The following is a 23678-nucleotide window of genomic DNA, read 5'->3' on the forward strand; positions in this document are numbered from 1 at the left end:
AAAATGCTAAAAAAGCAAAGAATTGCTATAGTTGGTGCTACAGGTGCCGTTGGAGAAGAAATTTTAAATGTTTTAGATGAACTAGATTTTCCAGTAGAAAGCATATTGCCTTTAGCTAGTGCTAAAAGTGTTGGAAATGAAGTCGAATTTAGACAGAAATATTATAAAGTTCAAGAATTAAATGAAGAAGTTTTTAAAAATAATAAAATTGATATAGCTTTTTTTAGTGCAGGGGGTGAAATTTCTAAAAAATATGCTAAAATAGCAGCAAAAAACAAAGCCCTTGTAATAGATAATACAAGTTATTTTAGAATGGATGAAGATATCCCCTTGGTTGTTCCTGAATGCAATAGTGAAGATATAAAACTTTATAAAAAAACTGGGATTATAGCAAATCCAAACTGTTCTACTATTCAAATGGTGCATATTTTAAAGCCTTTAGATGATATCTTTGATTTGCAAAGAGTCGATGTAAGCACTTATCAAGCCGCAAGTGGTGCAGGCAAAGAAGGAATGAAAGAGTTAGTTGAAGCAATGCAAAGTTTTTTTGCTTTTAAATTAGACGAATTTCAAAGCAAAACTTTTCCTTACACTTTAGCCTTAAATTTGATACCTCAAATCGATGAATTTGTGGATAATGGCTATACAAAAGAAGAATTAAAAATGATCAATGAAACTCAAAAAATTCTACATAAAAAAATCGATATTTCTGCCACTTGCGTTAGAGTTCCAGTTCTTAGAAGTCATAGCGAATCTTTAACGTTACACTTTAAAAATGAAGTTAGTGCAAATAAAGCAAAAGAAATTTTAAAAAATGCCCCAAGTGTTGTTTTAATTGATGATATAAAAAATAAAAAATATCCTATGCCGCTTTTTACAAGTGATACTAATGAAACTTACGTTGGACGTATTAGAGAAGATATTAATCATAAAAATATTTTACATCTTTGGTGTGTAGCAGATCAAATTCGTGTAGGTGCAGCAACAAATGCTGTAAGAATTGCTCAAAAATATTTAGAATTAACCAAATGGAATTTTAAAGGAGTATAATGCTAGAAAAATTTTTTGAATCTTTGCTTGTCAAAAGTCGAGTTGTTACAATTTTGCCCGTTATTTTTGGGTTAATTGGATCTTTTGTTTTATTTATTATTGCAAGCTATGATATTTTAAAAGTTATTCTTTTTACATACCAGTATTTTTTTGTTGCAAATTCTCAAATTGATTTACATGATGATGTTATAGGGTTAATTATTGGAGCTGTTGACTTATATTTGATGGCACTTGTTTTATTTATTTTCTCCTTTGGAGTATATGAACTTTTTATAAGTGAAATAGAAGAATTTAAGCAAACAAAACAAAGTAGAGTTTTAGAAGTTCATAGTTTGGATCAACTTAAAGATAAACTTGCTAAAGTTATTATCATGGTTTTAGTGGTAAATTTCTTTCAAAGAGTATTGCAAATGAAATTTAGCTCTCCTCTTGATATGAGCTATCTTGCAGGTTCTATTTTAGCTTTATGTATCGGACTTTATTTTTTACATAAAGGTGGTCATTAATCAGTGGTTATTTTTTTTTGCTATAATCAAAACTTATTTTTAAAGTGATATTGATGAAAGTAATATTTATCTTAATAAATTTATTATCTTTTTGTTTTAGTGCTCCTTTAGATGAAATTTTTAAAGATATCAATGTTTCTGGAGTGGTGCGTTATAGATATGAATATCATAAGATGAAAGGTTTCGATCAACAACAGCAAAAATATCATAATAAAACAAATATTGAATTTTCTATAAAATAAAGGTTTTGTAATATGCTTAGATTGATATTGCTAGTATTGGTTTTTAAAGGTTTGCTTTTTGGTATTAGCTTAAAGTCTATTTTTGATTATACTTTTAGCACAAATAAAGAATATAATCCTGAAAAAGGAGAGGAAATTTATTTTCAAAAAAAATGCAATATTTGCCACGGTAACCAAGGAGAAAAGATTTTTTCTAATTCTAAAAAGTTAAAAGATATGACTCCAGAGCAGATAAAGGCTTCTTTAATAGCTTATACGCTTGAATCATCAAAAAAAAGTACTCAAATGGCTTTATATGCAAAAGAATTAAGTCATGATGATATAGATAATATAATTGCTTATCTTAAAGGCGGAGATTTTGCTTTTAAGCTTCAAGAAAAAGAATTACTAGAAGAGGAACCTGCCAAAAAAACTAAACACGGAACTTTTATAAAATAGTATTTAAGGAAATTAATTAATGAAAAAGAATATTTTTATATTATTTATTTTATTTTTTAACACTTGTATCAATGCAAAAGAAATTCGCTTAGGTGTTGCTTTGCCTCTTACAGGATCTGTTGCTGCTTATGGACAAGATATTTTATCTGGGATAGAAGTAGCAAGTAAATTAAATTCTAGACTTTCAAATGGAGATGAAATAAAAATTATTCTTGTCGATACCAAAGGAGATAAACTTGAAACATCAAATGGGCTCAATCGTCTTATCTCGCAAGATAAAGTTTTAGGACTAATTGGAGAAGCAACAACTCCAAATACCATTCAGGCTATTTCAATTGCTGAAGATAAAAAAATTCCTATTATTGCACCAGTAGCTTCTGGAGATAAGCTTTTAAATAAAAAACAATATGCAAGTAGGGTATGTTTTAAAGATAGCTTTCAAGGAGAAAAATTTGCTTCTTATGTTACTAATGAGCTAAATTTGAAAAATGTTGTAATTATCATTGATCAAGGAAATATTTATTCTTTAGGTCTTGCTAAAGCCTTTGAAAAAGCTTTTAAAGAGCATGGCGGAAAAGTAATTAAAAAACTAATTATCAATTCTGGAGACAAGGATTTTAGGGCTATAGCTTCTCAATTAAAAAGTTTAAATCCTGATTTTGTTTATATGCCTATTTATCACCCTGAAGCAGCTTTAATCGCAAGACAGGCCAAGCAAATTGGATTTAATAAAATCTTAACAGCTGGAGATGGGGTAGCAAATCAAACTTTTATAAAACTCGGGGGAAATTCTGTAGATGGAGTAATTTTTACCGATAGTTTTGATTTTAATAATCCTACAACAGAACTTGGAAAAAAATTTATATTAGCTTATGAAAAAGAAAAAGGAACTAAAGAAGTTCCAGCATTCTCGGCTATGGGCGCTGATGCTTATTTTGTAATGGTAAATGCTATGAATGAATGTATTGATAATCTTAATACAGAGTGTATTAATAATAAAATTCATCAAACTAAAGAATTCCAGGGTGTTAGTGGGATAATTAGTATTGATGAAAGTGGAAATGCAATTCGTTCTGTAGTGATTAAAGAAATTAAAAATCAAAAACAAGTTTATAAAACAAGTATAAACCCATAAATGTCAAAAGGTAAAATAATGAAAAAGATTTTAGTTTTAATAAGTTTTTTAACTTTATCTTTAAATGCAAAAGAAATCAACTTAGGAATTGTCCTCCCATTAAGTGGCTTAACGGCTGCTTATGGACAAAGCGCCCTAGAAGGTATCAAACTTGCTAATTCTTTAGAAAATACACTAAAAAATGGCGATAAAATAAATTTAATTATCATTGATACAAAAGGAGATAAAATAGAAGCTTCAAGTGGAACCAATCGTCTTATCTCGCAAGATAAAGTTTTAGGACTTATTGGAGAAATGGTTACAGCTAATACTTTACAAGTCATGAAAATAGCTGAAGATAATAAAATTCCACTTATTGCACCTGCTGCTACTGGAGATAGATTACTAGAAAAGAAAAAATATTCAAGTAGAGTTTGTTTTAGTGATAATCTTCAGGGCTCATCTATGGCTAAATACGTTTATAATACTTTAGGTTATAAAAATGCTGTAATTATAGTTGATCAAAGCAATGATTACTCTTTGGGTCTTGCTAAAGCTTTTGAAAAAGAATTTAATTTAAATAATGGTAAAATTTTAAGAATCATTAGAATTAATTCTGGAAATAAAGACTTTAAAGCTATTATTACTCAAATTAAAAGTATTAATCCTGAATTTATATTTTTACCTATTTATTATACAGAAGCATCCTTATTTGCAAGACAAGCTAGAAATTTAAACCTTAATACTCCAATGGGTTCTGGAGATGGGGTAGCAAATCAAACTTTTATTGATTTAGCTTTAGAAGCAAGTAATGGTTATATTTTTACCGATAGTTTTGATTTTAATAATCCTACAACAGAACTTGGAAAAAAATTTATATTAGCTTATGAAAAAGAAAAAGGAACTAAAGAAGTTCCAGCATTCTCGGCTATGGGCGCTGATGCTTATTTTGTAATGGTAAATGCTATGAATGAATGTATTGATAATCTTAATACAGAGTGTATTAATAATAAAATTCATCAAACTAAAGAATTCCAGGGTGTTAGTGGGATAATTAGTATTGATGAAAGTGGAAATGCAATTCGTTCTGTAGTGATTAAAGAAATTAAAAATCAAAAACAAGTTTATAAAGATATTATTAACCCTTAGGAATATTATGGATTTAACTTTATTTTTACAACAGCTTATTAATGGTTTAAGTTTAGGAAGTATGTATGCACTTATTGCAGTAGGTTATACTATGGTTTATGGTGTTTTAAGGCTTATTAATTTTGCTCATGGCGATATTATGATGGTAGGTGCATATATAGCACTATTTGGCATGTTAAATTTTCAAATCCCTTTTTTAGGAGCTTTATTTTTAGCAATGATTTTTGCTGCATGCGTAGGTATTGCAACTGATAAAATAGCTTATAAACCTTTAAGAAACGCACCAAAAATTTCATTACTCATAACAGCAATTGGTATAAGTTTTCTTTTACAAAATCTTTTTAATATGTTTTTTACATCAACCCCAAAGGCATTTCCAGTTCCAAGTATTTTTGAAGAAAATATCATTTTTTTTAATATTAGTATTACTTTTGGAAGTTTACTTGTTCCTATAATAACTTTCATCATCTTACTTGTACTTCTTTTTATCTTGCATAAAAGTAAGTATGGCATTGCTATAAGAGCTTTAGCTTTTGATATTCAAACTGTAAATTTAATGGGTATTAATGCAAATCGTATTATTGCAATTGTTTTTGCATTAGGTTCTTCTTTGGCAGCTGTTGGAGGAGTATTTTGGGCTACAACATACTATTCAATTGAACCTAGCATGGGAACTTTAATAGGTCTTAAAGCTTTTGCAGCTGCTGTATTAGGCGGTATTGGTTCGATTGTTGGCGCTGTACTTGGAGGACTTATCATAGGACTTACTGAAGTAATAGTTGTAGCCTTTTTTCCAGATCTTTCCGGTTTTAAAGATGCATTTGCTTTTATTTTTTTAGTTTTTATATTAATTTTTAAGCCAACAGGAATTTTGGGCATTAATTTTGAAAAAAGTAGGTTTTAATATGAGTAAGACTAAAAGTTTACATATATTATTTTTGATAATTTCAATTTTATTTGTATTTTTATCTCCGCAAATTTTTAATGATTATGGCATGAATATTGTTAATCAAATTGCTATTTTTATTATTTTTGCAGTAAGTTACAATCTTATCAACGGTGTAACAGGTCAATTTTCTCTTGAGCCCAATGGTTTTGTAGCAATAGGTGCTTATGTAACCGCATTAATGCTTTTAAGCGCTGAAGCTAAAAATGAACAATTTTTTCTTGATGGTCCTAATTCTTTTATTTTAATGATGCATACAAATTATTTTATTGTTGCTTTATTACTCTCTGGAATTTGCGCTTGTTTATTATCTTTAATTCTTTCTTTTGCTGTTTTTAGAGTAAGGGGAGATTATTTGGCAATTGTGACTTTGGGTTTTGGTATTATTATTAAATTATTAGCATTAAATTTTTATTCGATAACGAATGGATCGCGTGGTTTTGTTGATATACCGCAATTTTCAAATATCTTTTGGACAGGATCTATTGCAATAATTTCAGTTATTTTGATTTTAAATATAGTTTATTCTAAATACGGAAGAGCTATGAAAGCTATTAGAGATGATGAAGATGCAGCTAGCGCCATGGGAATTAATACTTTTTGGATTAAAACTTTAGCTTTTGGAACTTCAGCATTTTTAGAAGGCGTTGGTGGCGGATTATTGGTTTGTTTGCTTACAACTTTAACTCCAGATCAGTTTGATTTTTTATTTACTTTCCAACTTTTAATCATTATAGTACTAGGGGGTCTTGGATCTACAACAGGAGCTATAATAGGTGCTATTTTGGTTATTGGAGGAAGTGAATGGCTTAGATTTTTAGATGAAAGTATGAATATTTTTGGATATCAAATTGAAGCTATGCCAGGTTTTAGAATGGTTGTTTTCTCTCTTATTTTGATTCTAGTTATGCTTTTTGCTAGGAAAGGTATTATGGGAAATAAAGAATTAATTGATATTTTATTTTCATTTAAAAAATATCTAAAAAGGAGAAAGAAGTGATTTTAGAATTAAAACAAATTTCTAAAAATTTTGGCGGTGTTCAAGCTATAAATGAAACTTCTTTTAAACTTAAAGAGGGTGAAATTTTTGCACTAATTGGTCCCAATGGAGCTGGCAAAACAACTTTATTTAATATAATTACTGGAAATTATAAACCAACAAGTGGAGAAGTATATTTTCAAGGACAAAGAATTGACAAATTAAAACCTCACAAAATAGTACATTTAGGGATTGCAAGAACTTTTCAGAATATAAGACTTTTTTCGAGTATGAGTGTGCTTGAGAATGTTTTAATAGGCTTTAATCATAAAATGAAATATAGCATTTTAGAGGCTTTTTTACATCTTGGAAGGTTTAAAAAAGTAGAAAAAGAATTTAAAAATAAAGCTTATAAAATTTTAGAAGAACTTGGAATTGAAAAATTAGCTGAAGAAAAAGCTACAAATTTAAGCTATGGACAACAAAGAAAAGTTGAAATTGCAAGAGCTATGGCAACAGGACCTAGACTTCTTTTGCTTGATGAGCCTGTTGCTGGAATGAATAGCTCAGAAAGCGATGATTTAGCTGAAGTTATTTTTAAACTCAGGAATGATTATAAAATAAGCATTTTATTAATAGAGCATGATATGAAATTTGTTAACAAACTTTGTGATAAAGTTTTAGTTCTTGATTATGGAAAGACAATTTTTGAAGGAAAGCTAAATGATGCTGTTAATCATAAAGAAGTTATTGCGGCTTATTTAGGAGATTTTGATGCTAGTAGTTAAAGATTTACATGTTTATTATGGTTTAATTGAAGCAGTAAAAGGAATTGATTTTAAAGTTGAAACTGGTCATATAGTTTCTCTAATAGGATCTAATGGGGCTGGTAAAACTTCTACTCTAAATGCTTTGCTTAATTCTGTAAAAAAAACAGGAGAGGTGAATTTTTTAGGTTATGAAACTTCAAGACATTTAACTTATACTCTAGTTCAAAAAGGGATAGCTTTAGTTCCAGAGGGCAGAAGAGTTTTTATTAATCTTAGCGTAGAAGAAAATTTAAAAATAGGGGCATTTAACAATGCTGAAAATTATGAGCATTTACGAGAACAAATGTATAAGCTTTTTCCAAGACTTGCCAATAAAAAAAATACTTTAGCTGGAAATTTAAGCGGAGGAGAAGCTCAAATGTTAGCAATTTCAAGGGCTTTAATGAGTGAACCTAAACTTTTAATGCTTGACGAGCCTTCTTTGGGTCTTGCTCCTAAAATAGTAGCGGAAGTGTTTGACATTATTATTCGTTTAAAACAAGAAGGAATTACCATACTTTTAGTTGAACAAAATGCTTATTCTGCTTTAAAAATTAGTGATTATGCTTATGTTTTAGAAAATGGACAAATAGCTATGCAAGGAATTGCAAAGGATTTAATCGGAAATGATGAAATTCGTAAGAAATACTTGGGACTCTAAGGATAAAAATGAAAAATATTATTAAAAGCATTGGGGATTTAAAAATTTCTATTTTACTTTTTTTACTTTTTGCGCTTTTTTGCGCTTTAGCAACCTTTATTGAAAGTTCTTATGGAACTCCAACTGCTTGGGCTATGATTTATGGAACTCTTTGGTTTGGTTTAATTCAATTTCTATTGGGAATTAATTTATTTTTTGGAATGCTAAGATATAAAATGTTTCAAATTAAGAAAATACCTTTAATGGTATTTCATTTTTCTTTTTTATTTATCTTAATAGGCTCCATTATGACAAGATATGGAGGTTTTGAAGGTTTGCTTCATATTAGAGAAAATGATTCAAACTCATATATTGAAAGTTCTAAATCTTTTATTAAATTTTCAGCACTTAAAAATCAACAAGTTTATGGAATAGCATCCGATAAGGATATAGCTGTTTTGCCTTTTGCTAATTCTTTAAAGCTTGAATTAAATCTTGATAAAGATAAAGCAATATTACAATATAAAGATCTTATTTTAAATGCCAAAGTTTCTTATATAGAAGATCTCAATTCTTCTAATGCTTTATTAGTGTTAATGTTTGCAAAAGATGGACAAAATCAAGAAATTAAATTAAAACAAAATGAAGTTAAAAATATAGATGGTATTAATTTTTCTTTTATGAATGATGAAGTTAGAGCTCCTTTTGTTAAAATTAATAAAAATCTAGAATTAAGCTCTAGTGAAAGATTGAATTTTTTAAGTATGCAAGATAGAATCAATTCTCATCTTGAAGTTAACTCTAAAGCAAATGCTAAAGAAAAAAGGCTTTATGAAATTAATAATCTAAGTTTTGTTATAAAATTTGCTTCTTTACATGCAAAAGAAATTATAAATGGGGATAATAGACCGCAAGATGAAAGTTTTTTAATTTGGTTTAAAAATATTTGGCTTGAAATCTTTAGAACTTTAATTATTTCTTGGTTTGGAGAGCCTCATAATTGGAAAGCATCTTGGTTAGAAAATTTTAAATCCTTTGCCATGAGCACTCAATATCAAGCACTAAACTTAAATGGAAACAATGCTTTGAAACTTGAACTTTCATATCAAGGTCAAAAACAGGAATTTTACGTTTTTGAGTATGACAAACCAAAAGTTATTGAACTTAACGGACAAAAATTCTTTATTTCTTGGACAACCTCTTTTCAAGAATTACCTTTTTCGATTTATTTAAAAGATTTTATAATTGATAGATATCCAGGTTCTATGTCTCCAGCTTCTTACGCAAGTGAGATTAAAATTGAAGATAATAATATAAGTTTTGATTATAGGGTTTTCATGAATAATGTTTTAGATTACAGAGGTTATAGATTTTATCAAAGTTCTTATGATCAAGATGAAAAAGGAACAATACTTTCAGTTAATAAAGATCCTGGAAAAATTCCAACCTATATTGGATATTTTTTATTATGTTTAGGAATGTTTTTAAATTTTTTAAATCCTCATTCAAGATTTAGAACTTTAGCAAAACTTATCAATCAAGATGCTCTTAAAAATTCTGCAAAAATTTTATTGTTCGCTTTTTTATTTTTGGGTATTAATAAGCTAGAAGCTTTTGAAAATAATATAAGCAATATACCAGTTATCAATAAGGAACATGCTCAAAAATTAAGTCACCTTATAGTTCAAAAATCTGGTGGAAGAATGGTTCCATTTGATACTTTAGCTAAAGAAGTTTTAGAAAAAATTTATAAAAAAACAACTTACAAAAACCAAGATGCAAGTGCTGTTATGCTCTCTATGCTTATTGATGTGCAATCTTGGGCGAGAGAGCCTATTATCATTATGCCTAAAAACAAAGCAATTAATGAAGAAATTTCAAAAATATTAAATATTCCTAGTAAGCCATATATTAGCTATATGGACTTTTTTACAAAAGATAATAATTATGCTCTTTTAAAATATGTTGAAAATGCAAATCGTAAAAATCCAAATACTAGAGGAGTTTTAGATAAAGAAATTATCAAGCTTGACGAAAGAGCAAATATAGTAAATTTAATCTTTAGTGGAGAATTGTTTAAATTTATTCCTCTTCAAAATGATAAAAATAATACCTGGGTTGCGCCTTTTTCAGCAATGCAAGTTACCAAAGGAGAAGAAAATTTAATCGTTTTAAATTTGATAAAAAATTATTTCTTATCCGTTGAAGATAGTATTAAAACAAATGATTGGTCTAAGGCACATGAAGCTTTAGAATTAATTGAAAAATATCAAGAAAAATTTGGTGGAAGCATTATGCCAAATCAAACTAAAATTTCTATAGAAATTTTTACAAATCATTTACAATTATTTGTAAAATTGATCCCTGTGTACTTACTAGCGGGTCTTTTACTTTTAATCTTAGTTTTAACTAAAATGTTAAATTCTAATATTAAAATTAATTTAATATTTAAAATTGTATATATTTTAAATATTATAGTCTTTATTATTCATAGTATAGGATTATGTTTAAGAGCTTATTTAGCTGACCATGCTCCTTGGAGCAATGCTTATGAAAGTATGGTTTATATATCTTGGGCTTTAGCTTTATCTGGAATTTTCTTTTCTAAAAAAAGTCCTATAGCTCTTTCTTTAACTTCAATTTTAGCAGGTATAGTTCTTTTTGTGGCGCATTTAAGTGAAATGGATCCTCAAATTACTAATTTAGTGCCAGTCTTAAATTCTTATTGGCTTACAATTCATGTTTCTGTTATTACTGCAAGTTATGGATTTTTAGGACTCTGTGCTTTACTTGCTATTTTTACATTAGTTTTGATGTGTTTTTTAAAAGATGGAGGCAAATATAACGCAAATATCTTAAGAAATATTACAGAAGCAACAAGAATAAATGAAATGGCAATGATTTTAGGACTTTGCTTACTGACTGCTGGAAATTTTTTAGGTGCTATTTGGGCTAATGAAAGCTGGGGTAGATATTGGAGCTGGGATTCTAAAGAAACTTGGGCATTAATTAGCATACTCATTTACGCAGCTATACTTCATATTAGAATGATTCCAAAATTATGCAATCAGTATAATTTTGCAGTTAGCTCAATGTTTGCTTATTGGGTAATTATTATGACATATTTTGGGGTAAATTATTTTCTAGTTGGTATGCACTCTTATGCCGCTGGAGAGGCTGTTCAAATTCCAAGTTATGTTTATTGGGGATTTTTTATGATGATAGTTTTAAGTTTGTTAGCTTATAAAAAGCGTCATTTTGTTAGCAAATTATAATGCATCAAGTATTTTTTATTGTTTTAATAGCAGCTATTTTACTTTTGATTTTTTTAAGTATAATAGCTTATCTTATTATCAATGATGGCAAAAAAAATAAAAAACTCAAAACATCAAATAACAAAGTTGCAAAAAAAACTAAGGTATTTGATACAGATTTAGACAAAATGATAGCTACTGCTAAAGATGCCTCTTTAAGTGATGAAGATTTAAAAGCCCTTGCTCAATTATTTATGAGTGTACATAAACTCGGTAGCAAAAAATCCAAAGAGCTAGATGAAGCAACAAAAAAGAAATTAGATTTTATTGCAGCTCTTAGCTCCAATAATAGTGCAAGCCCTCAGACTATAAGTTTTTTAAATAAAGAGTTAAAGAAAGTATCTGCTTCTTATAAAAAAGAAATTGATGCTTATGAACAAATGGGTCTTGCTAAGAGAAAAATAAAAGAAGATAGTGGTGCCTCATAAATTAATAGTATTTTTAACATATAAAATTAATTCATCAGCACCATTTGGTTTTATTTTATCTGTTAAATTTGTAGATATTTTTTCTAAATTTAAATTTAGAATTGCTTGAAGTAATTTTTCTTCATCTAGATCTGATTGTAAAAAAATTTCACATAAATTTTGATCTTTTAAAAATTTAGCATTAAAAAATTGATGATCTTTAGCTGCATAAGGGTAGGGTATAAAAATAGCTGGAATAGTGCTAGCACAAAGTTCAAAAAGCGTACTTGCCCCAGATCTTGAAATAGCCAAATCCGCCTTTTCTATCTTAGCACTTATATTGTTATCAAAAGCAAAAAGATCAACTTTTATGTCTAATTGTTCATATTTTTTTTTACAAAGTTCTAATTCATTTTTTCCACACTGATGTATGATTTTAATACCTTTTTCGTTAAGTTTTATAGCTAAATTTAGAGCTAAAGAATTAATAAAGCTAGCTCCTTGAGAACCCCCTAAAAATATAATTGTTTTAAGTTCTTTTCTTATTCTTGCAGTTTGAAAAAATTTTTCATCAATAGGATAAGAACAAAATATAGGTTCAAAAGAGCTAAAAAAAGCTTTAGAAAAAGGTTTTAAAAGAGAATTTAATGCTCCTTTTTTAGAATTTTGCTCATGAATAAAAAGAGGAATATGATTTATAATTGCCCCAAAAGATGCTGGAGCAGAGCTATATCCACCTACACTAAAAACAGCTTTTATTTGATGTTCTTTAAAAATTTCACGACATTTTGTACTTAATTGCAAAATCTTAAATAAAGATTTAAATTTAGCCATTTTTTTTTGGTTTACAACACCTTTTGAGTCCAAAAAATATTTTGCCTTAAAATCTAACTCATTTTCAAACCAAAGTTTATCTTGTCCATGAGTACTTCCTATATAAATACATTCTATATTTTGTTTTTTAGCACTTTGCAATAAACATTTTGCTATATTTAAATGTCCTCCAGTGCCTCCACCTGTAATTGCTATCATAATTTTACCTTTTTAGAAATCATTAAAACATAACCAATTCCTATACAAATAGCCCACATAGAGCTTCCTCCATAACTAAGAAGTGGCACAGCAACACCTTTTAAGGGAGTTAAGGATATAATACCAAAGGCATTCATAAAAAAAGAAAATAAAAGAAGCAAAGCAATGCCTGAACAAAAAATAAAATCTTGTTTTTTATCACATCTTCCGGCAATTCTAAAAATTCTTAAAATCATCCAAAGATAAATGATACAGATACAACCCAATCCAAAGAGTCCAATTTCTTCAGTAATTCCAGACAAAACAAAGTCTGTATGAACTTCACTTAAAAAACCTAATTTAAAAATTCCAAGTCCAAGACCTTCTCCAAAAAATCCTCCATGTGCTATAGCATTTAATGAATGAGAGATTTGATAGGGCTCATTATTAACACTTACTCTTAAGCTAGAAGCAATCCAATTAGGCAATAGAGGTAAAAAAGCATCTTGTATATTTCCCCACCAGCTAATAATTCTCTGAATTCTTCTTTGATTGCTAAAAATTACCATAATGCCTATCATAATAATAATAATAGTGCTAAAAGCAAATAATCTTTTACTTGTTCCAGCAAAAAAAGCCAAAGCAAGAATAAGAAAAAATGAAATAACACTTTGTCCTAAATCATTTTGTGTTATGTAAATATAACCAATTACTATACTAGCAACAATACAATAAGGCAGTAAAATCAAAATTTCATGTTTAATAGCTTTTTTATTGTCATCTATTCTTCTTGTATAAGACCAAGCAAGAAAATAAATAAGTCCTATTTTAAAAAATTCGACTGGGGATACCGAAATAGGTCCTATTCTAATCCATCTTTTAGCCCCACCACTAGCCGTAGCTAAAGCAGTTGGTAAAAAAGGCAAAATAATTATACAAAGAAAAGAAACTATAAGTAGAGCTAAAATAATTCTTTTTGCATTATTAGAATTAGGATTAAGGCGTGAAATAAAAAACATAATCAAAATTCCACTTATCCCAAAGAAAAGTTGTCTTATAAAAAAATGAAATTCACTGTATTCAAAATAAAGCACAGTAAAAGCAGTTAATGAGTAAGAAAAGACTATGCCTATAATAATTAAAATAGAACTTAAATAAAATAATTTTTTATCAGCTAACATTGGTTACAGCTTTAAATATTAAAATATTTTTAATTTCTAATATCATTATTTATAGATATACTTTCATTGGAAATTTATTAAAACATTTATTATATAAAATTATTACTAATATTTTTATATAATAGATTTATTATTTTAATTAAAAGGCGAATAAATGATACATAAGATTTTAATTGCAAATCGAGCCGAAATCGCCGTAAGAGTTATAAGGGCTTGCAGGGATTTACACATTAAAAGTGTTGCTGTTTTTACAGAACCAGATAAAGAATGTCTACATGTTAAAATTGCAGATGAAGCATATCGTATCGGAACTGATGCCATAAGAGGATATTTAGACATCACAAGAATTATTGAAATTGCCAAAGCATGCAAAGCTGATGCCATACATCCAGGATATGGATTCTTAAGTGAAAATCATGAATTTGCTAAAGCATGTGAAGATGCTGGTATTATTTTTATAGGACCTAAATCAGAAGTGATATATAAAATGGGTAATAAAAATATTGCAAGAGCTTTAATGAACTCTAATGGAATTCCTATAATCCCAGGAACTGAAAAATTAAATAATTATTCTTTAGATGAAATTAAGACCCTTGCACTAAGAATAGGTTATCCAGTGATTTTAAAAGCTAGCGCAGGAGGAGGGGGACGAGGAATTCGTGTTGTATATAAAGAAGAGGAACTTGAAAGTGCTTTAGAATCTTGCAAAAGGGAAGCTTTTAATTTTTTTAAAAATGATGAAATTTTTATGGAAAAATATATCATTAATCCACGACATATTGAATTTCAAATTTTAGGGGATAATTACGGCAATATTATCCATCTTTGTGAAAGAGATTGTTCTATACAAAGACGCCATCAAAAAGTAATAGAAATAGCTCCTTGTCCAGGAATTTCAGATAATCTTAGAAAAACAATGGGTGTTACTGCTGTTGCTGCGGCTAAAGCAGTAGGATATACGAATGCAGGGACAATTGAATTTTTACTTGATGATTACAATCGTTTCTATTTTATGGAAATGAATACAAGAATTCAAGTAGAACATCCCATCACAGAAGAAATTACTGGGGTTGATTTAATAGTACGTCAGATTCGTATAGCTGGTGGAGAGATACTTGATATTGAGCAAAGTGATATTAAGCCTAGAGGATTTGCTATAGAAGCAAGAATTACTGCTGAAAATGTATGGAAAAATTTTATTCCAAACCCTGGAAAAATCAACGAATATTATCCAGCTCTTGGGCCTTCTGTAAGGGTTGATAGTCATATTTATAAAGACTATATTATTCCACCTTCTTATGATTCTTTGCTTGCAAAGCTTATCATTAAAGCAACAAGCTATGATTTGGCCGTTAATAAGCTTGAAAGAGCTCTTAAGGAATTTGTAATTGATGGAGTTAGAACTACTATCCCTTTTTTAATCGCCATAACCAAAACAAGAGAATTTAGAAGAGGATATTTTGATACATCTTTTATCAATACCCATATGCAAGAATTACTTGAAAAAACAGAAGATAGACATCAAAATAACAAAGAAGAGGTTATAGCTGCTATTGCTGCAACTCTTAAAAAAATTAGAGAAGAAAGGGAACATATATGAATTTTTTAGATGATTTAAAATGTATCAAAAAAGAAATGCAAAGAGAAAATAAAAATTCTGTTTTAAATCATAAAAATTTAAAAAGTACTCAAAATAATGAAAAAAAAATAGATAAACAAGATAAATTTCTAGAAGAGGTATTTTTAAAAGAAAAAAAGCTTATTAATGAATTTCAAGAATTTATTAATAATTCTGACATTAAGAAAATTTATTAATGGATGAAATAGCTTTTTGCACCTTAGAAGATCTTTGTCCATATCTTAATGATAGAAATTCAAGAACAGAATATAAATATATTTTCAATTGTTCAAAAGAACTAAATCAAGAATTAATTTCTAGAGGTTGGAGGCGTTTTGGTAAATATTTTTCAAGGCCAATTTGTCAAAATTGTAATGAATGTTTAAGTTTAAGAATTAAAGCCAATTTGTATAAATTTTCCAAAAATGAAAGAAGAATTATTTCTAAAAATTCTCAAACTAAAATTATACTAAGAAAGCCTGCCTTAAGCAATGAACACCTTTTCTTGTATGAAAAATATCATCGCTTTATGGAAAAAAAGAGATCTTGGAAAAGATATGATTTAAATTTCAGACAATATTACAATCTTTATGTTGATGGGGCATTTGATTTTGGCTATGAATTAGCTTTTTATCAAAACAATCAATTAATTTGTGTTGATCTAATAGATATTTTAAATGATGGAATTTCTAGTATTTATTGTTTTTATGATCCTGATTTTTCGCACTTATCTTTAGGAAAATTCTCCCTTTTTAATGAAATAAAACTTGCACAAAATGAAAATTTAAAATATATTTATTTGGGATATTTTGTAAGAGAGTGTCAATCTTTATCCTATAAAGTCGATTTTACACCAAATGAAATTTTAAAATCTACTAGCACACCCAATGAATGTGCTAATTTATGGGAGAGTGAAGATGCAAGTTGTTCAAACTTTAGAATCGATAAATGTTAATACTGACGATATTACCGTTTTTCATTATTTTAAAGATTTGATTACTAAAAATTTCTCAAAAGTAATAGGAAGAAAAAATAAAATTTTTTCTTTTTTTGAAGAAAATGAAATTCCACAAAGAAGATATTTTTTAAAAGTTCTTGACCAAAAATACAGAAAAAATACTAATGAAAGTATTCAAAATTTGGATAAAGCGCATTTTAAAACTTTTAGATTAAATTTTAAGCAAAATAATATGCTAAAGCCTATAATTTTCATAAAAATAGATTTTATACCAGGAAATATTCTTATGAAATTAAGCTCCAATGAAAAACTTTTCATTGTTTATGTTAAAAATTTTTTTAAAGATTTTAAAACAGAATACAATGAATTAAACTGCACACTAAGTCTTGAGTATAAAAATGAAAATACTTTAGAACTTTTTGAACTTTTTGTTAATGAAAATGAACACTTAAAATATTGTATAGATTTTTGCATCAATCAAGAAGAGTATAAGCAATTTCGTCAAAGTGTTAAAAATAAAGAAAATCTCAAATGGAAATTTAATGCATTGGCTAAGCTTTTTAATAACTATTTTGAAACTCTACAATGCACTCCGCAAAATGATTTGAGTGAAATCAGACAAAAATATTTAATGCTGGTTAAAATATACCATCCAGACTTCAATCAAAATAAAAGCAAAATAGAAAAATTCCATGCAAGAGAACAATTTGAAAAAATTCAGATAGCTTATGATAATTTAAAAGCGTTATATAAAAATAACGCTTAATTTAATCCATTTGTCTTCTTAAGAAAGTAGGAGTTTCTAAGGCATTGATCATTTCTTCATCATAACCCCCACTTGCTTTTCTAATAATATAAGAGTTTTTCTTAGGAGCATTTTCTTCGTTTATTTTATTGGTATTATTAGTATAAGTTTTATCCTCAAAGCCAGTAGCAATAATAGTAACTTCAACTCTATCTTCCATATTATCATCTGTTGTTGTACCAAAAATAATTTTTGCATTTTCATCAACAATTTCTTCTATACTACTTGCTGCAGCCGAGATTTCTATTAAAGAACAATTTGAACTAGTTCTAAAATGTAAAATAACCCCTTTAGCACCCTTAATATCCATACCATCTAATAATGGAGACTCGATTGCATTAGCTAAAGCTTCTTCTACAGCATTTTCACCCTGAGCACTTCCTACGCCCATTAATGCCAAACCTCTATGACTCATAATGGTTCTAACATCTGCAAAATCTACATTAATATCCCCATTATCTAAAAGTATAGAAACCATACCTTTAACAGCGCGAGCTAAAATATCATCAACGAGTTTAAAAGCATCTTTAATTCCAATTTTTTTATCTGCAATGCTTAAAAGTTTTTCATTTTGAATAACAAGAATAGAGTCGCTTTCCTTTTTAAGCTCCAAAAGACCACTTTCGGCTAATTTTTTTCTTTGTTTTCCTTCAAATTTAAAAGGCATAGTAACTACAGAGACAGTTAAAGCGCCAATTTCTTTTGCTGCTTGAGCTATTACAGGGGTTGCACCTGTTCCAGTTCCTCCACCAAAACCAGAAGCAATAAAAACAATATCACTTTGACTTAATGAAGTTTTAATTTCTTCAAAACTTTCTCTAGCGCTCTCAGCGCCAACCTCAGGAAGCATTCCTGCTCCAAGGCCTTTTGTCTTTTTTTCTCCTAACTGAATTTTAGTTTTTGCTAAAGAGTTTGATATTGCCTGTGCATCTGTATTTGCGGCGATTAAATCCAGATCATTTAAACCCATTTTTACCATGTGGTTGATCATATTTCCACCACCTCCACCGCAACCTATAACTTTTATTTTAGCACCTTTTGAATGTTGCATTTCCTCTACTAAATATTCACTCATAAAAGTTCTCCCTTAGAATTGATTAATAATTTTATGCCAAAGATTAGTAAAAATACTTGGTTTTTTTTCTTTTATATCTTTAGAATCATATTCTTGTTCTTGCATAAAAATTGTATCATTTTCTTGTAAATTTTTACTAAAATTTTCATCTTTTATTTCATCTATATCTTCAATAGCTATACTTTGTTTTATTTGTTTGTTAAAATTTTCAATTTCTCCTTTATATCTTAATTTTTCATTAGAATCTAATTCATAAGGTGTAAAATATCCAGCACCATAAAGACATAAACCTATAGCACAGGTATTTTCAGGATCAGAAAAAATTTCATTAAACCCACTAATAAGCTCTTTTCTAGCTGTTGCCAAACGCACTGATTTATTATCAAAAGTTGCTGGAGCAAGTTCATCAATTCCAGCTAGTTTTGTCATTCCTCCAGTTAAAACAATGCCACCACCTATTGAATTTATATAGCGATTATCACTTAAAATTTTTGCTAAAATCATTAAAGTTTCTTCAGCTCTTGCATAAATAACATTCGAAATTACATCTAAAGATACTTCATTAACTTTTCTTTCATCTCCCATAGAAGGAATTTGTATCAAAGCATTTGGTTGTTGACTTAAAGATATATAATTTAATTTTATCTTTTCAGCTTCTCTTAAAGGAGTGTGCAAGGCCATAGATAAATCTTGAGTTATATTAATCGATCCAATCTGCAAACAGCTATTGTATCTTATAGAATTTCCAGCATGGACAATCATATCACAAATTGCACCGCCCATATCAATAAGTACAGCCCCCAATTCTTTCTCGCTATCATCTAAACAAGCTATAGAAGATGCATAACCTGATAATACTATATTATCAACTCTTAAATCTGCTAATTCTACAACTTTTTTAAGATTTTTAATATGAGATTCTTGAGAAATTACTATATGAGTAGAAACTTCTAAACGGTTTCCATTCATTCCCAAAGGATCATCTACAAATTCATGATCATCTACTTTAAAATTATAAGGTAAAACATGAATTATTTCATAACCATTTGGCAAATTAGCAGTATGCTTGGCAGTACCAACAGCGCGATGAATCTCTTTAATAGTAATTTCACCTTTTGGAATATTAACAACCCCTGTGCTATCAACACTTTTAGTATAAGCTCCAGATATAGACACTACAACCTTATCATAATGCACTCCAGACATCATTTCGGCACTTTTTACCGCATCTTCTATCGATTTTGAAGCAAGTTCTATATTAGTAATCGCACCTTTTTTTACTCCATTAGTTTTTGCTTTTGCAAACCCTATAACTTTAAGCCCTTCATCGTCTTTTTGAGCAATAATTGCACAAGTTTGTGTTGAACCTAAATCAATTCCTAATATATTCAAAATTAATTCCCTTTATAATAAATTTTTATTGGATATTCTTTTTTTAATTGTTCCACTAGTTCTTTTTTAAGTTCGTTGCTTTTTAAAGTTTTTAAATTTTGTTCTAATATATTTTTATATTCTTTAAAATTTTCTTCATTAAATAATTTCTGTTTATTTATTTTATAAACAACAGCTTTTGTATCGCTTAAAATAACATATGAGCTATTTTGATCCGAATTAAAAACATTCATTAAAAAATAATTAAATTCTACATCATTTAAAGTATTTTCATCTAATTTTTGAGAATTTCTAGAAGAATCTCTACTTACAAAACCTATATTGCTACCTTTAAAATTACCTATTTTATTTTGAGCTATTTCTTGAATTTTCTTTCTTGACTCTTGATTTAAATATTGCTCTAAAACATCATTTCTTGCTTCTTCGAAAGTTTTTAATCTTATAGGATCTACTTTATTTAATCTAAGAATTATAAATCCGTCCTCAAATTCAAAAGGTCTAAGAATTTCATTTTTAGTTGCTTTTTTTAATTTTTCAATTGGATATTTTACATCATCTTTTGTAATATTTAAATCTGTTTGAAAAGAAATTTTTCCAGATTTTAAGTCTAAAAATTTTCTATTAGCAATATTTTTTAATTCGTTTAAACGATAATCTTCTAAAATTTTTTCTTTAGCATTATTAAAGTCTAATATTTTTCCATTAGTATCTTTATATTTGAATTTATTATCCTTATCGTTATAAAAATTATAAAGTTCTTCATCACTATATTGTTTCATATTTTCTTTTATATAGTAAGATGAAATTTCATATACTTTTTGCGTTTTATAATTTTCTTTTGATTCTTGCCAAAGCTTTTCAAGTTCATTTTCTTCAATTTTAATTTGATTTTTATCATAATTTATTATTTCAATACTCAATAAATCTTGCATAAAAAAACTTGAACTTAACATTTTTAACTCTTGATCTTGATTTGCTAAATTAAAAATATCATTAAGTTTATTAATAAGCAATTCATTATAAACACTTTGTTCATATTCTTTTGGAGAAAGATTATTTTGCCTTAAAATATTATAATAAAATGTTTTATTGAAATCTCCTTGTTCGTCTTGAAAAAATTTAGTTTTTATTAATTCTTGTATTATTTCTTCATTGCTAACATCCAAACCTATATTCTTTGCAAAATTAAGCAAAAGTTTATCTTCTATAAGGGTATTTAATGCAACAAGGTCAATCTGTAAATCTTTGGCTTTTTGCTCATTAAGAGTATTGTTACTAATTTGATTGTAATAATTATAAATTTGATTGTATTTAGTATTAAATTCGCTAAATGTAATCTTTTCATCTCCTACAACGGCAACAGACGAATTACGATTTAAATTAAAATCATAAGCACCCCAACCAACAAATCCAGCTCCAACAAAAGCAATAACACTAATCCATATAGTAACAACAAGATATTTTTTATGATGCTGCATCCAAGTAAGCATAAAACTCCTTGACAATTTTTATAGCTTGTAATTGTATCAAATTAGTGTTTAAGTGTAGTTTAATTTTGTAAATAATTTAGTATTTTAAAGTTTTTTTCGTTATAATTAATTTTAAAAATTATATATTTTATATTAATCAGGATCTAAAATTTGCATACACCTCATATACCTGTTTTACAAGAACCAATTAATAATATCTTTAACACTTTAACACAAGGTATATTTTTAGACTGCACTTTAGGATATGCTGGTCATAGCAAAATGATACTAGAAAAACATCCAGATATCTCTTTAATTGCCTGTGACCAAGATAAAACTGCCTTAGACTTTTCTTTTGATTCTTTAAAAGAATTTAAAAATAGAATTACACTATATCATTGTAATTTTAACGAAATTTTAAAAAAAGTTGATGCTAAAAATATTAAAAATATAAGAGGAATTTTGGCAGATATTGGAGTTTCTTCTTTGCAACTTGATCAAAATGAAAGAGGATTTTCTATAAATTCAGATTTTTTAGATATGCGTATGAATCAAGATGAAGCTTTGAGTGCATTTGATGTAGTCAATTTTTATCCACAAGATAAATTAGCCTTTATTTTTAAAGAGTATGGAGAATTAAATGATGCTTGGAATTTGGCGCAAAAAATTATCAAAGCAAGAAATAAAAAACAGATTACAAGTGCTAAAGAATTAAAAGAAATCATAGGTTTAAGTAAAATTAATTCAAGAAAAACTCAAAAGGTTATATTAGCCTTTCAAGCTATACGTATAGAAGTAAATAAAGAATTAGAAGTTTTAAAAGATTTCTTATTTCAAATTGAAAATTTAAAATTACAAAATTGTATTTTAGCTATAATTAGCTTCCATTCTTTAGAAGATAGGATTATTAAGAACTTTTTCAAAAAATGGGAAAAAGATTGCATTTGCAATGACAAACTTTTTAAATGTGAGTGTGGCAAAAAAAATAGTCTAGGTAAAACTATTAATAAAAAAGTAATTACAGCAAATCAAGATGAGATAAGATTAAACCCAAGATCAAGTTGTGCTAAATTACGAGCTTTTTATTTTAAATAATACGGATTTTTAATGATAGATGAAAATTTTTTAAAAGAAAAACAAAATATTCGTCAAAAAATGCTTAAATATTCAAGAGCTATTAATCAAGGAGTTCCCTTAGATGATGAATTAAAAGATGAGCTTAGCGATACTGATGATATTTTAAGACGTAGATTTAATAAAAAAAGACGTCTAAATATTTTAGAAAAATTTAACGAAGAAATTGAATCATCTTCTGTTAAACCCAAAAAAGAAAATATTTATTTAAAAGAAGACCTAATCAATGTTAAGCTCGAAGAAAAACCCTCTTTAACAAAAAAAATATTTTTACATTTTAAAGAAAAAAAATCAAAAAAAGATACACAAATCAAAGCTAAAAAAATATTATTTTCTAATTTTAAAAAAGACAAAAAGAAAGATATATTAGCACCAGAAAAACATTTCAATAAAGAACAAAAAAAACAAATAAAAAATGATAATAAAATATCAAATCAAATTTCAAAAACAAATTCTATAGCCAATGATATCAAAATTCAAAAAATACCCCCTATAAATAAAAATGACATAAATAAATCTTTATCTAAACAAGATCTAAACCTTAAAGAAGAAGACAATGAAAAAACAAAAAATACTCTCTTAGAAGGTTTTAGTGATGCAACTAAAGAAGATAGAAATTTAAATTTCAATCATTTATTTTTTGTAGCTTTATTTATTAGTATTGTTTTATTTATATTTATTCCTCAAATTTATATTAGAAATCAGATTTATTATTTAAGTAGAGAAATAGCCATTTTAAGAGCTGAAGAAAGCGTTCTTAATGAAGAAAATAAAGAGTTGAAAAGAAATTTGGAAAATATACGTTTTCAAAACCAAATTTTAGACTATTTAGAATAATTATTAAACAATTCGTTCAATAATATATTTTCTAAGTGAATTTTGAGAAATTTGTTCTTTTAAGGCTTGTTTGTATATATTTTCTATGATTTTTGAGTATTTTTCATAAGAAAAACAAGGAAAATGATTACTCCATGCTTTTTTAATTAATTTTTTAGTTATAATTTTTCTTATGTAAATTTTGAATAAATCAAAACCAATAAAAATACAAGAAGTTATAAAAACTGCACTAATAATGCTTATATGAAAATCAAGTAAAGTAAAAAAATAATGTGTTGTTAAAAGTAAAGGAAATAAAATCAAAATACATAAAATTCCATAATAACAATAACAATTTAAATTTTTTATTTTGTAATTTAATTTTGAACAATCAATCATCATTCCTTCATTAAATAAAACATTAGCTTCTAGCAAATCTTTAAAAAGTACAGGTTGATCTGAAACCTTAAAAAGAAAATTAAAACTAAATTGCTTAAATTTATCCATAGGTGCAAACCTTACTTTTAAGTAAAAATGCAAATATTATAATTGCTAATTGTAAATTTAAGCTGTAATTTTTAACAAAATTAATAATTTTTTGTATTTTTAATGAATTATTTAAGCC

At 27.3% G+C, this 23678-nt stretch carries 24 protein-coding genes; 18 read left to right on the top strand and 6 right to left on the bottom strand.

Features of this window, described 5'->3' with window-relative positions:
- Window positions 1-3: 3 nt before the first annotated feature.
- The 12 genes from DU473_RS00290 to DU473_RS00345 are packed head-to-tail and all read left to right on the top strand — an operon-like array spanning window position 4 to window position 11615.
- Entirely contained in the window at window positions 4-1050 is a 1047-nt protein-coding gene (locus DU473_RS00290; RefSeq protein ID WP_131186349.1) for an aspartate-semialdehyde dehydrogenase, read from the top strand.
- Window positions 1050-1556, top strand: a complete 507-nt coding sequence (locus DU473_RS00295; RefSeq protein ID WP_131163301.1) for a YqhA family protein — start codon at window positions 1050-1052, stop codon at window positions 1554-1556. Before DU473_RS00290 ends, DU473_RS00295 begins: the two co-directional genes overlap by 1 nt.
- Before the next feature lie 53 nt (window positions 1557-1609).
- Window positions 1610-1798, top strand: coding sequence for a mini-MOMP protein (locus tag DU473_RS00300; RefSeq protein ID WP_131163302.1), 189 nt, complete (start codon window positions 1610-1612; stop codon window positions 1796-1798).
- 12 nt (window positions 1799-1810) lie between these two features.
- Window positions 1811-2236, top strand: coding sequence for a c-type cytochrome (locus tag DU473_RS00305; protein ID WP_131163303.1), 426 nt, complete (start codon window positions 1811-1813; stop codon window positions 2234-2236).
- A gap of 19 nt (window positions 2237-2255) precedes the next feature.
- On the top strand, window positions 2256-3371 hold the full coding sequence (locus tag DU473_RS00310; RefSeq protein WP_131163304.1) for an ABC transporter substrate-binding protein: 1116 nt from the start codon (window positions 2256-2258) through the stop codon (window positions 3369-3371).
- A gap of 18 nt (window positions 3372-3389) precedes the next feature.
- Complete coding sequence (locus tag DU473_RS00315; RefSeq protein ID WP_131163305.1) at window positions 3390-4499, top strand: ABC transporter substrate-binding protein; 1110 nt, start codon at window positions 3390-3392, stop codon at window positions 4497-4499.
- A 7-nt stretch (window positions 4500-4506) separates the two neighbouring features.
- A complete protein-coding gene (locus tag DU473_RS00320; RefSeq protein WP_131163306.1) occupies window positions 4507-5403 on the top strand; it encodes a branched-chain amino acid ABC transporter permease in 897 nt (298 codons plus the stop codon).
- A 1-nt stretch (window position 5404) separates the two neighbouring features.
- Window positions 5405-6445: a branched-chain amino acid ABC transporter permease gene (locus DU473_RS00325; protein ID WP_131163307.1), complete on the top strand. Its 1041-nt coding sequence runs from the start codon at window positions 5405-5407 to the stop codon at window positions 6443-6445.
- A complete protein-coding gene (locus tag DU473_RS00330) occupies window positions 6442-7212 on the top strand; it encodes an ABC transporter ATP-binding protein (protein ID WP_131163308.1) in 771 nt (256 codons plus the stop codon). The genes DU473_RS00325 and DU473_RS00330 overlap by 4 nt, the downstream gene beginning before the upstream one ends.
- On the top strand, window positions 7199-7894 hold the full coding sequence (locus tag DU473_RS00335; protein ID WP_131163309.1) for an ABC transporter ATP-binding protein: 696 nt from the start codon (window positions 7199-7201) through the stop codon (window positions 7892-7894). The genes DU473_RS00330 and DU473_RS00335 overlap by 14 nt, the downstream gene beginning before the upstream one ends.
- 8 nt (window positions 7895-7902) lie before the next feature.
- Window positions 7903-11148, top strand: coding sequence for a cytochrome c biogenesis protein (locus tag DU473_RS00340; RefSeq protein WP_131163310.1), 3246 nt, complete (start codon window positions 7903-7905; stop codon window positions 11146-11148).
- The gene (locus DU473_RS00345; protein WP_131163311.1) at window positions 11148-11615 is read left to right on the top strand and encodes a hypothetical protein; all 468 of its coding nucleotides are present in this window, start codon (window positions 11148-11150) and stop codon (window positions 11613-11615) included. The genes DU473_RS00340 and DU473_RS00345 overlap by 1 nt, the downstream gene beginning before the upstream one ends.
- Here DU473_RS00345 and murG read toward each other — a convergent pair.
- Both murG and ftsW read right to left on the bottom strand, forming a co-directional pair.
- Window positions 11610-12629, bottom strand: coding sequence for an undecaprenyldiphospho-muramoylpentapeptide beta-N-acetylglucosaminyltransferase (murG, locus tag DU473_RS00350; RefSeq protein ID WP_243830443.1), 1020 nt, complete (start codon window positions 12627-12629; stop codon window positions 11610-11612). The genes DU473_RS00345 and murG overlap by 6 nt on opposite strands.
- On the bottom strand, window positions 12623-13786 hold the full coding sequence (ftsW, locus tag DU473_RS00355; protein ID WP_131166081.1) for a putative lipid II flippase FtsW: 1164 nt from the start codon (window positions 13784-13786) through the stop codon (window positions 12623-12625). The genes murG and ftsW overlap by 7 nt, the downstream gene beginning before the upstream one ends.
- Window positions 13787-13940: 154 nt before the next feature.
- On the opposite strand from ftsW, the gene DU473_RS00360 reads away from it, so the two are divergent.
- The 4 genes from DU473_RS00360 to DU473_RS00375 are packed head-to-tail and all read left to right on the top strand — an operon-like array spanning window position 13941 to window position 17128.
- Window positions 13941-15386: an acetyl-CoA carboxylase subunit A gene (locus DU473_RS00360; RefSeq protein ID WP_131163314.1), complete on the top strand. Its 1446-nt coding sequence runs from the start codon at window positions 13941-13943 to the stop codon at window positions 15384-15386.
- On the top strand, window positions 15383-15601 hold the full coding sequence (locus DU473_RS00365) for a hypothetical protein (protein WP_131186350.1): 219 nt from the start codon (window positions 15383-15385) through the stop codon (window positions 15599-15601). Before DU473_RS00360 ends, DU473_RS00365 begins: the two co-directional genes overlap by 4 nt.
- Window positions 15601-16359: an arginyltransferase gene (locus DU473_RS00370; RefSeq protein ID WP_131163316.1), complete on the top strand. Its 759-nt coding sequence runs from the start codon at window positions 15601-15603 to the stop codon at window positions 16357-16359. The genes DU473_RS00365 and DU473_RS00370 overlap by 1 nt, the downstream gene beginning before the upstream one ends.
- Window positions 16322-17128, top strand: coding sequence for an adenylosuccinate lyase (locus DU473_RS00375; RefSeq protein WP_131163317.1), 807 nt, complete (start codon window positions 16322-16324; stop codon window positions 17126-17128). Before DU473_RS00370 ends, DU473_RS00375 begins: the two co-directional genes overlap by 38 nt.
- 1 nt (window position 17129) lies before the next feature.
- On the opposite strand, the gene ftsZ is transcribed toward DU473_RS00375, so the two are convergent.
- Genes ftsZ through DU473_RS00390 form a run of 3 tightly spaced genes read right to left on the bottom strand, consistent with a single transcriptional unit; the run spans window position 17130 to window position 21124 of the window.
- On the bottom strand, window positions 17130-18242 hold the full coding sequence (ftsZ, locus tag DU473_RS00380) for a cell division protein FtsZ (protein WP_131163318.1): 1113 nt from the start codon (window positions 18240-18242) through the stop codon (window positions 17130-17132).
- A gap of 12 nt (window positions 18243-18254) precedes the next feature.
- Window positions 18255-19634, bottom strand: coding sequence for a cell division protein FtsA (gene ftsA, locus DU473_RS00385; protein WP_131163319.1), 1380 nt, complete (start codon window positions 19632-19634; stop codon window positions 18255-18257).
- 2 nt (window positions 19635-19636) lie between these two features.
- Entirely contained in the window at window positions 19637-21124 is a 1488-nt protein-coding gene (locus DU473_RS00390; RefSeq protein ID WP_131163320.1) for a peptidylprolyl isomerase, read from the bottom strand.
- Window positions 21125-21274: 150 nt separating this feature from the next.
- Between DU473_RS00390 and rsmH the strand changes: the two genes are divergently transcribed.
- Together rsmH and DU473_RS00400 are read left to right on the top strand one after the other, a co-directional pair.
- The gene (gene rsmH / locus DU473_RS00395) at window positions 21275-22198 is read left to right on the top strand and encodes a 16S rRNA (cytosine(1402)-N(4))-methyltransferase RsmH (RefSeq protein ID WP_131163321.1); all 924 of its coding nucleotides are present in this window, start codon (window positions 21275-21277) and stop codon (window positions 22196-22198) included.
- A 12-nt stretch (window positions 22199-22210) separates the two neighbouring features.
- A complete protein-coding gene (locus tag DU473_RS00400; RefSeq protein ID WP_131163322.1) occupies window positions 22211-23074 on the top strand; it encodes a hypothetical protein in 864 nt (287 codons plus the stop codon).
- A 3-nt stretch (window positions 23075-23077) separates the two neighbouring features.
- On the opposite strand, the gene DU473_RS00405 is transcribed toward DU473_RS00400, so the two are convergent.
- Complete coding sequence (locus DU473_RS00405; RefSeq protein ID WP_131163323.1) at window positions 23078-23560, bottom strand: hypothetical protein; 483 nt, start codon at window positions 23558-23560, stop codon at window positions 23078-23080.
- Between the last annotated feature and the right edge of the window lie 118 nt (window positions 23561-23678).

Source organism: Campylobacter novaezeelandiae (assembly GCF_004323845.1).
Classification (GTDB): Bacteria; Campylobacterota; Campylobacteria; order Campylobacterales; family Campylobacteraceae; genus Campylobacter_D; species Campylobacter_D novaezeelandiae.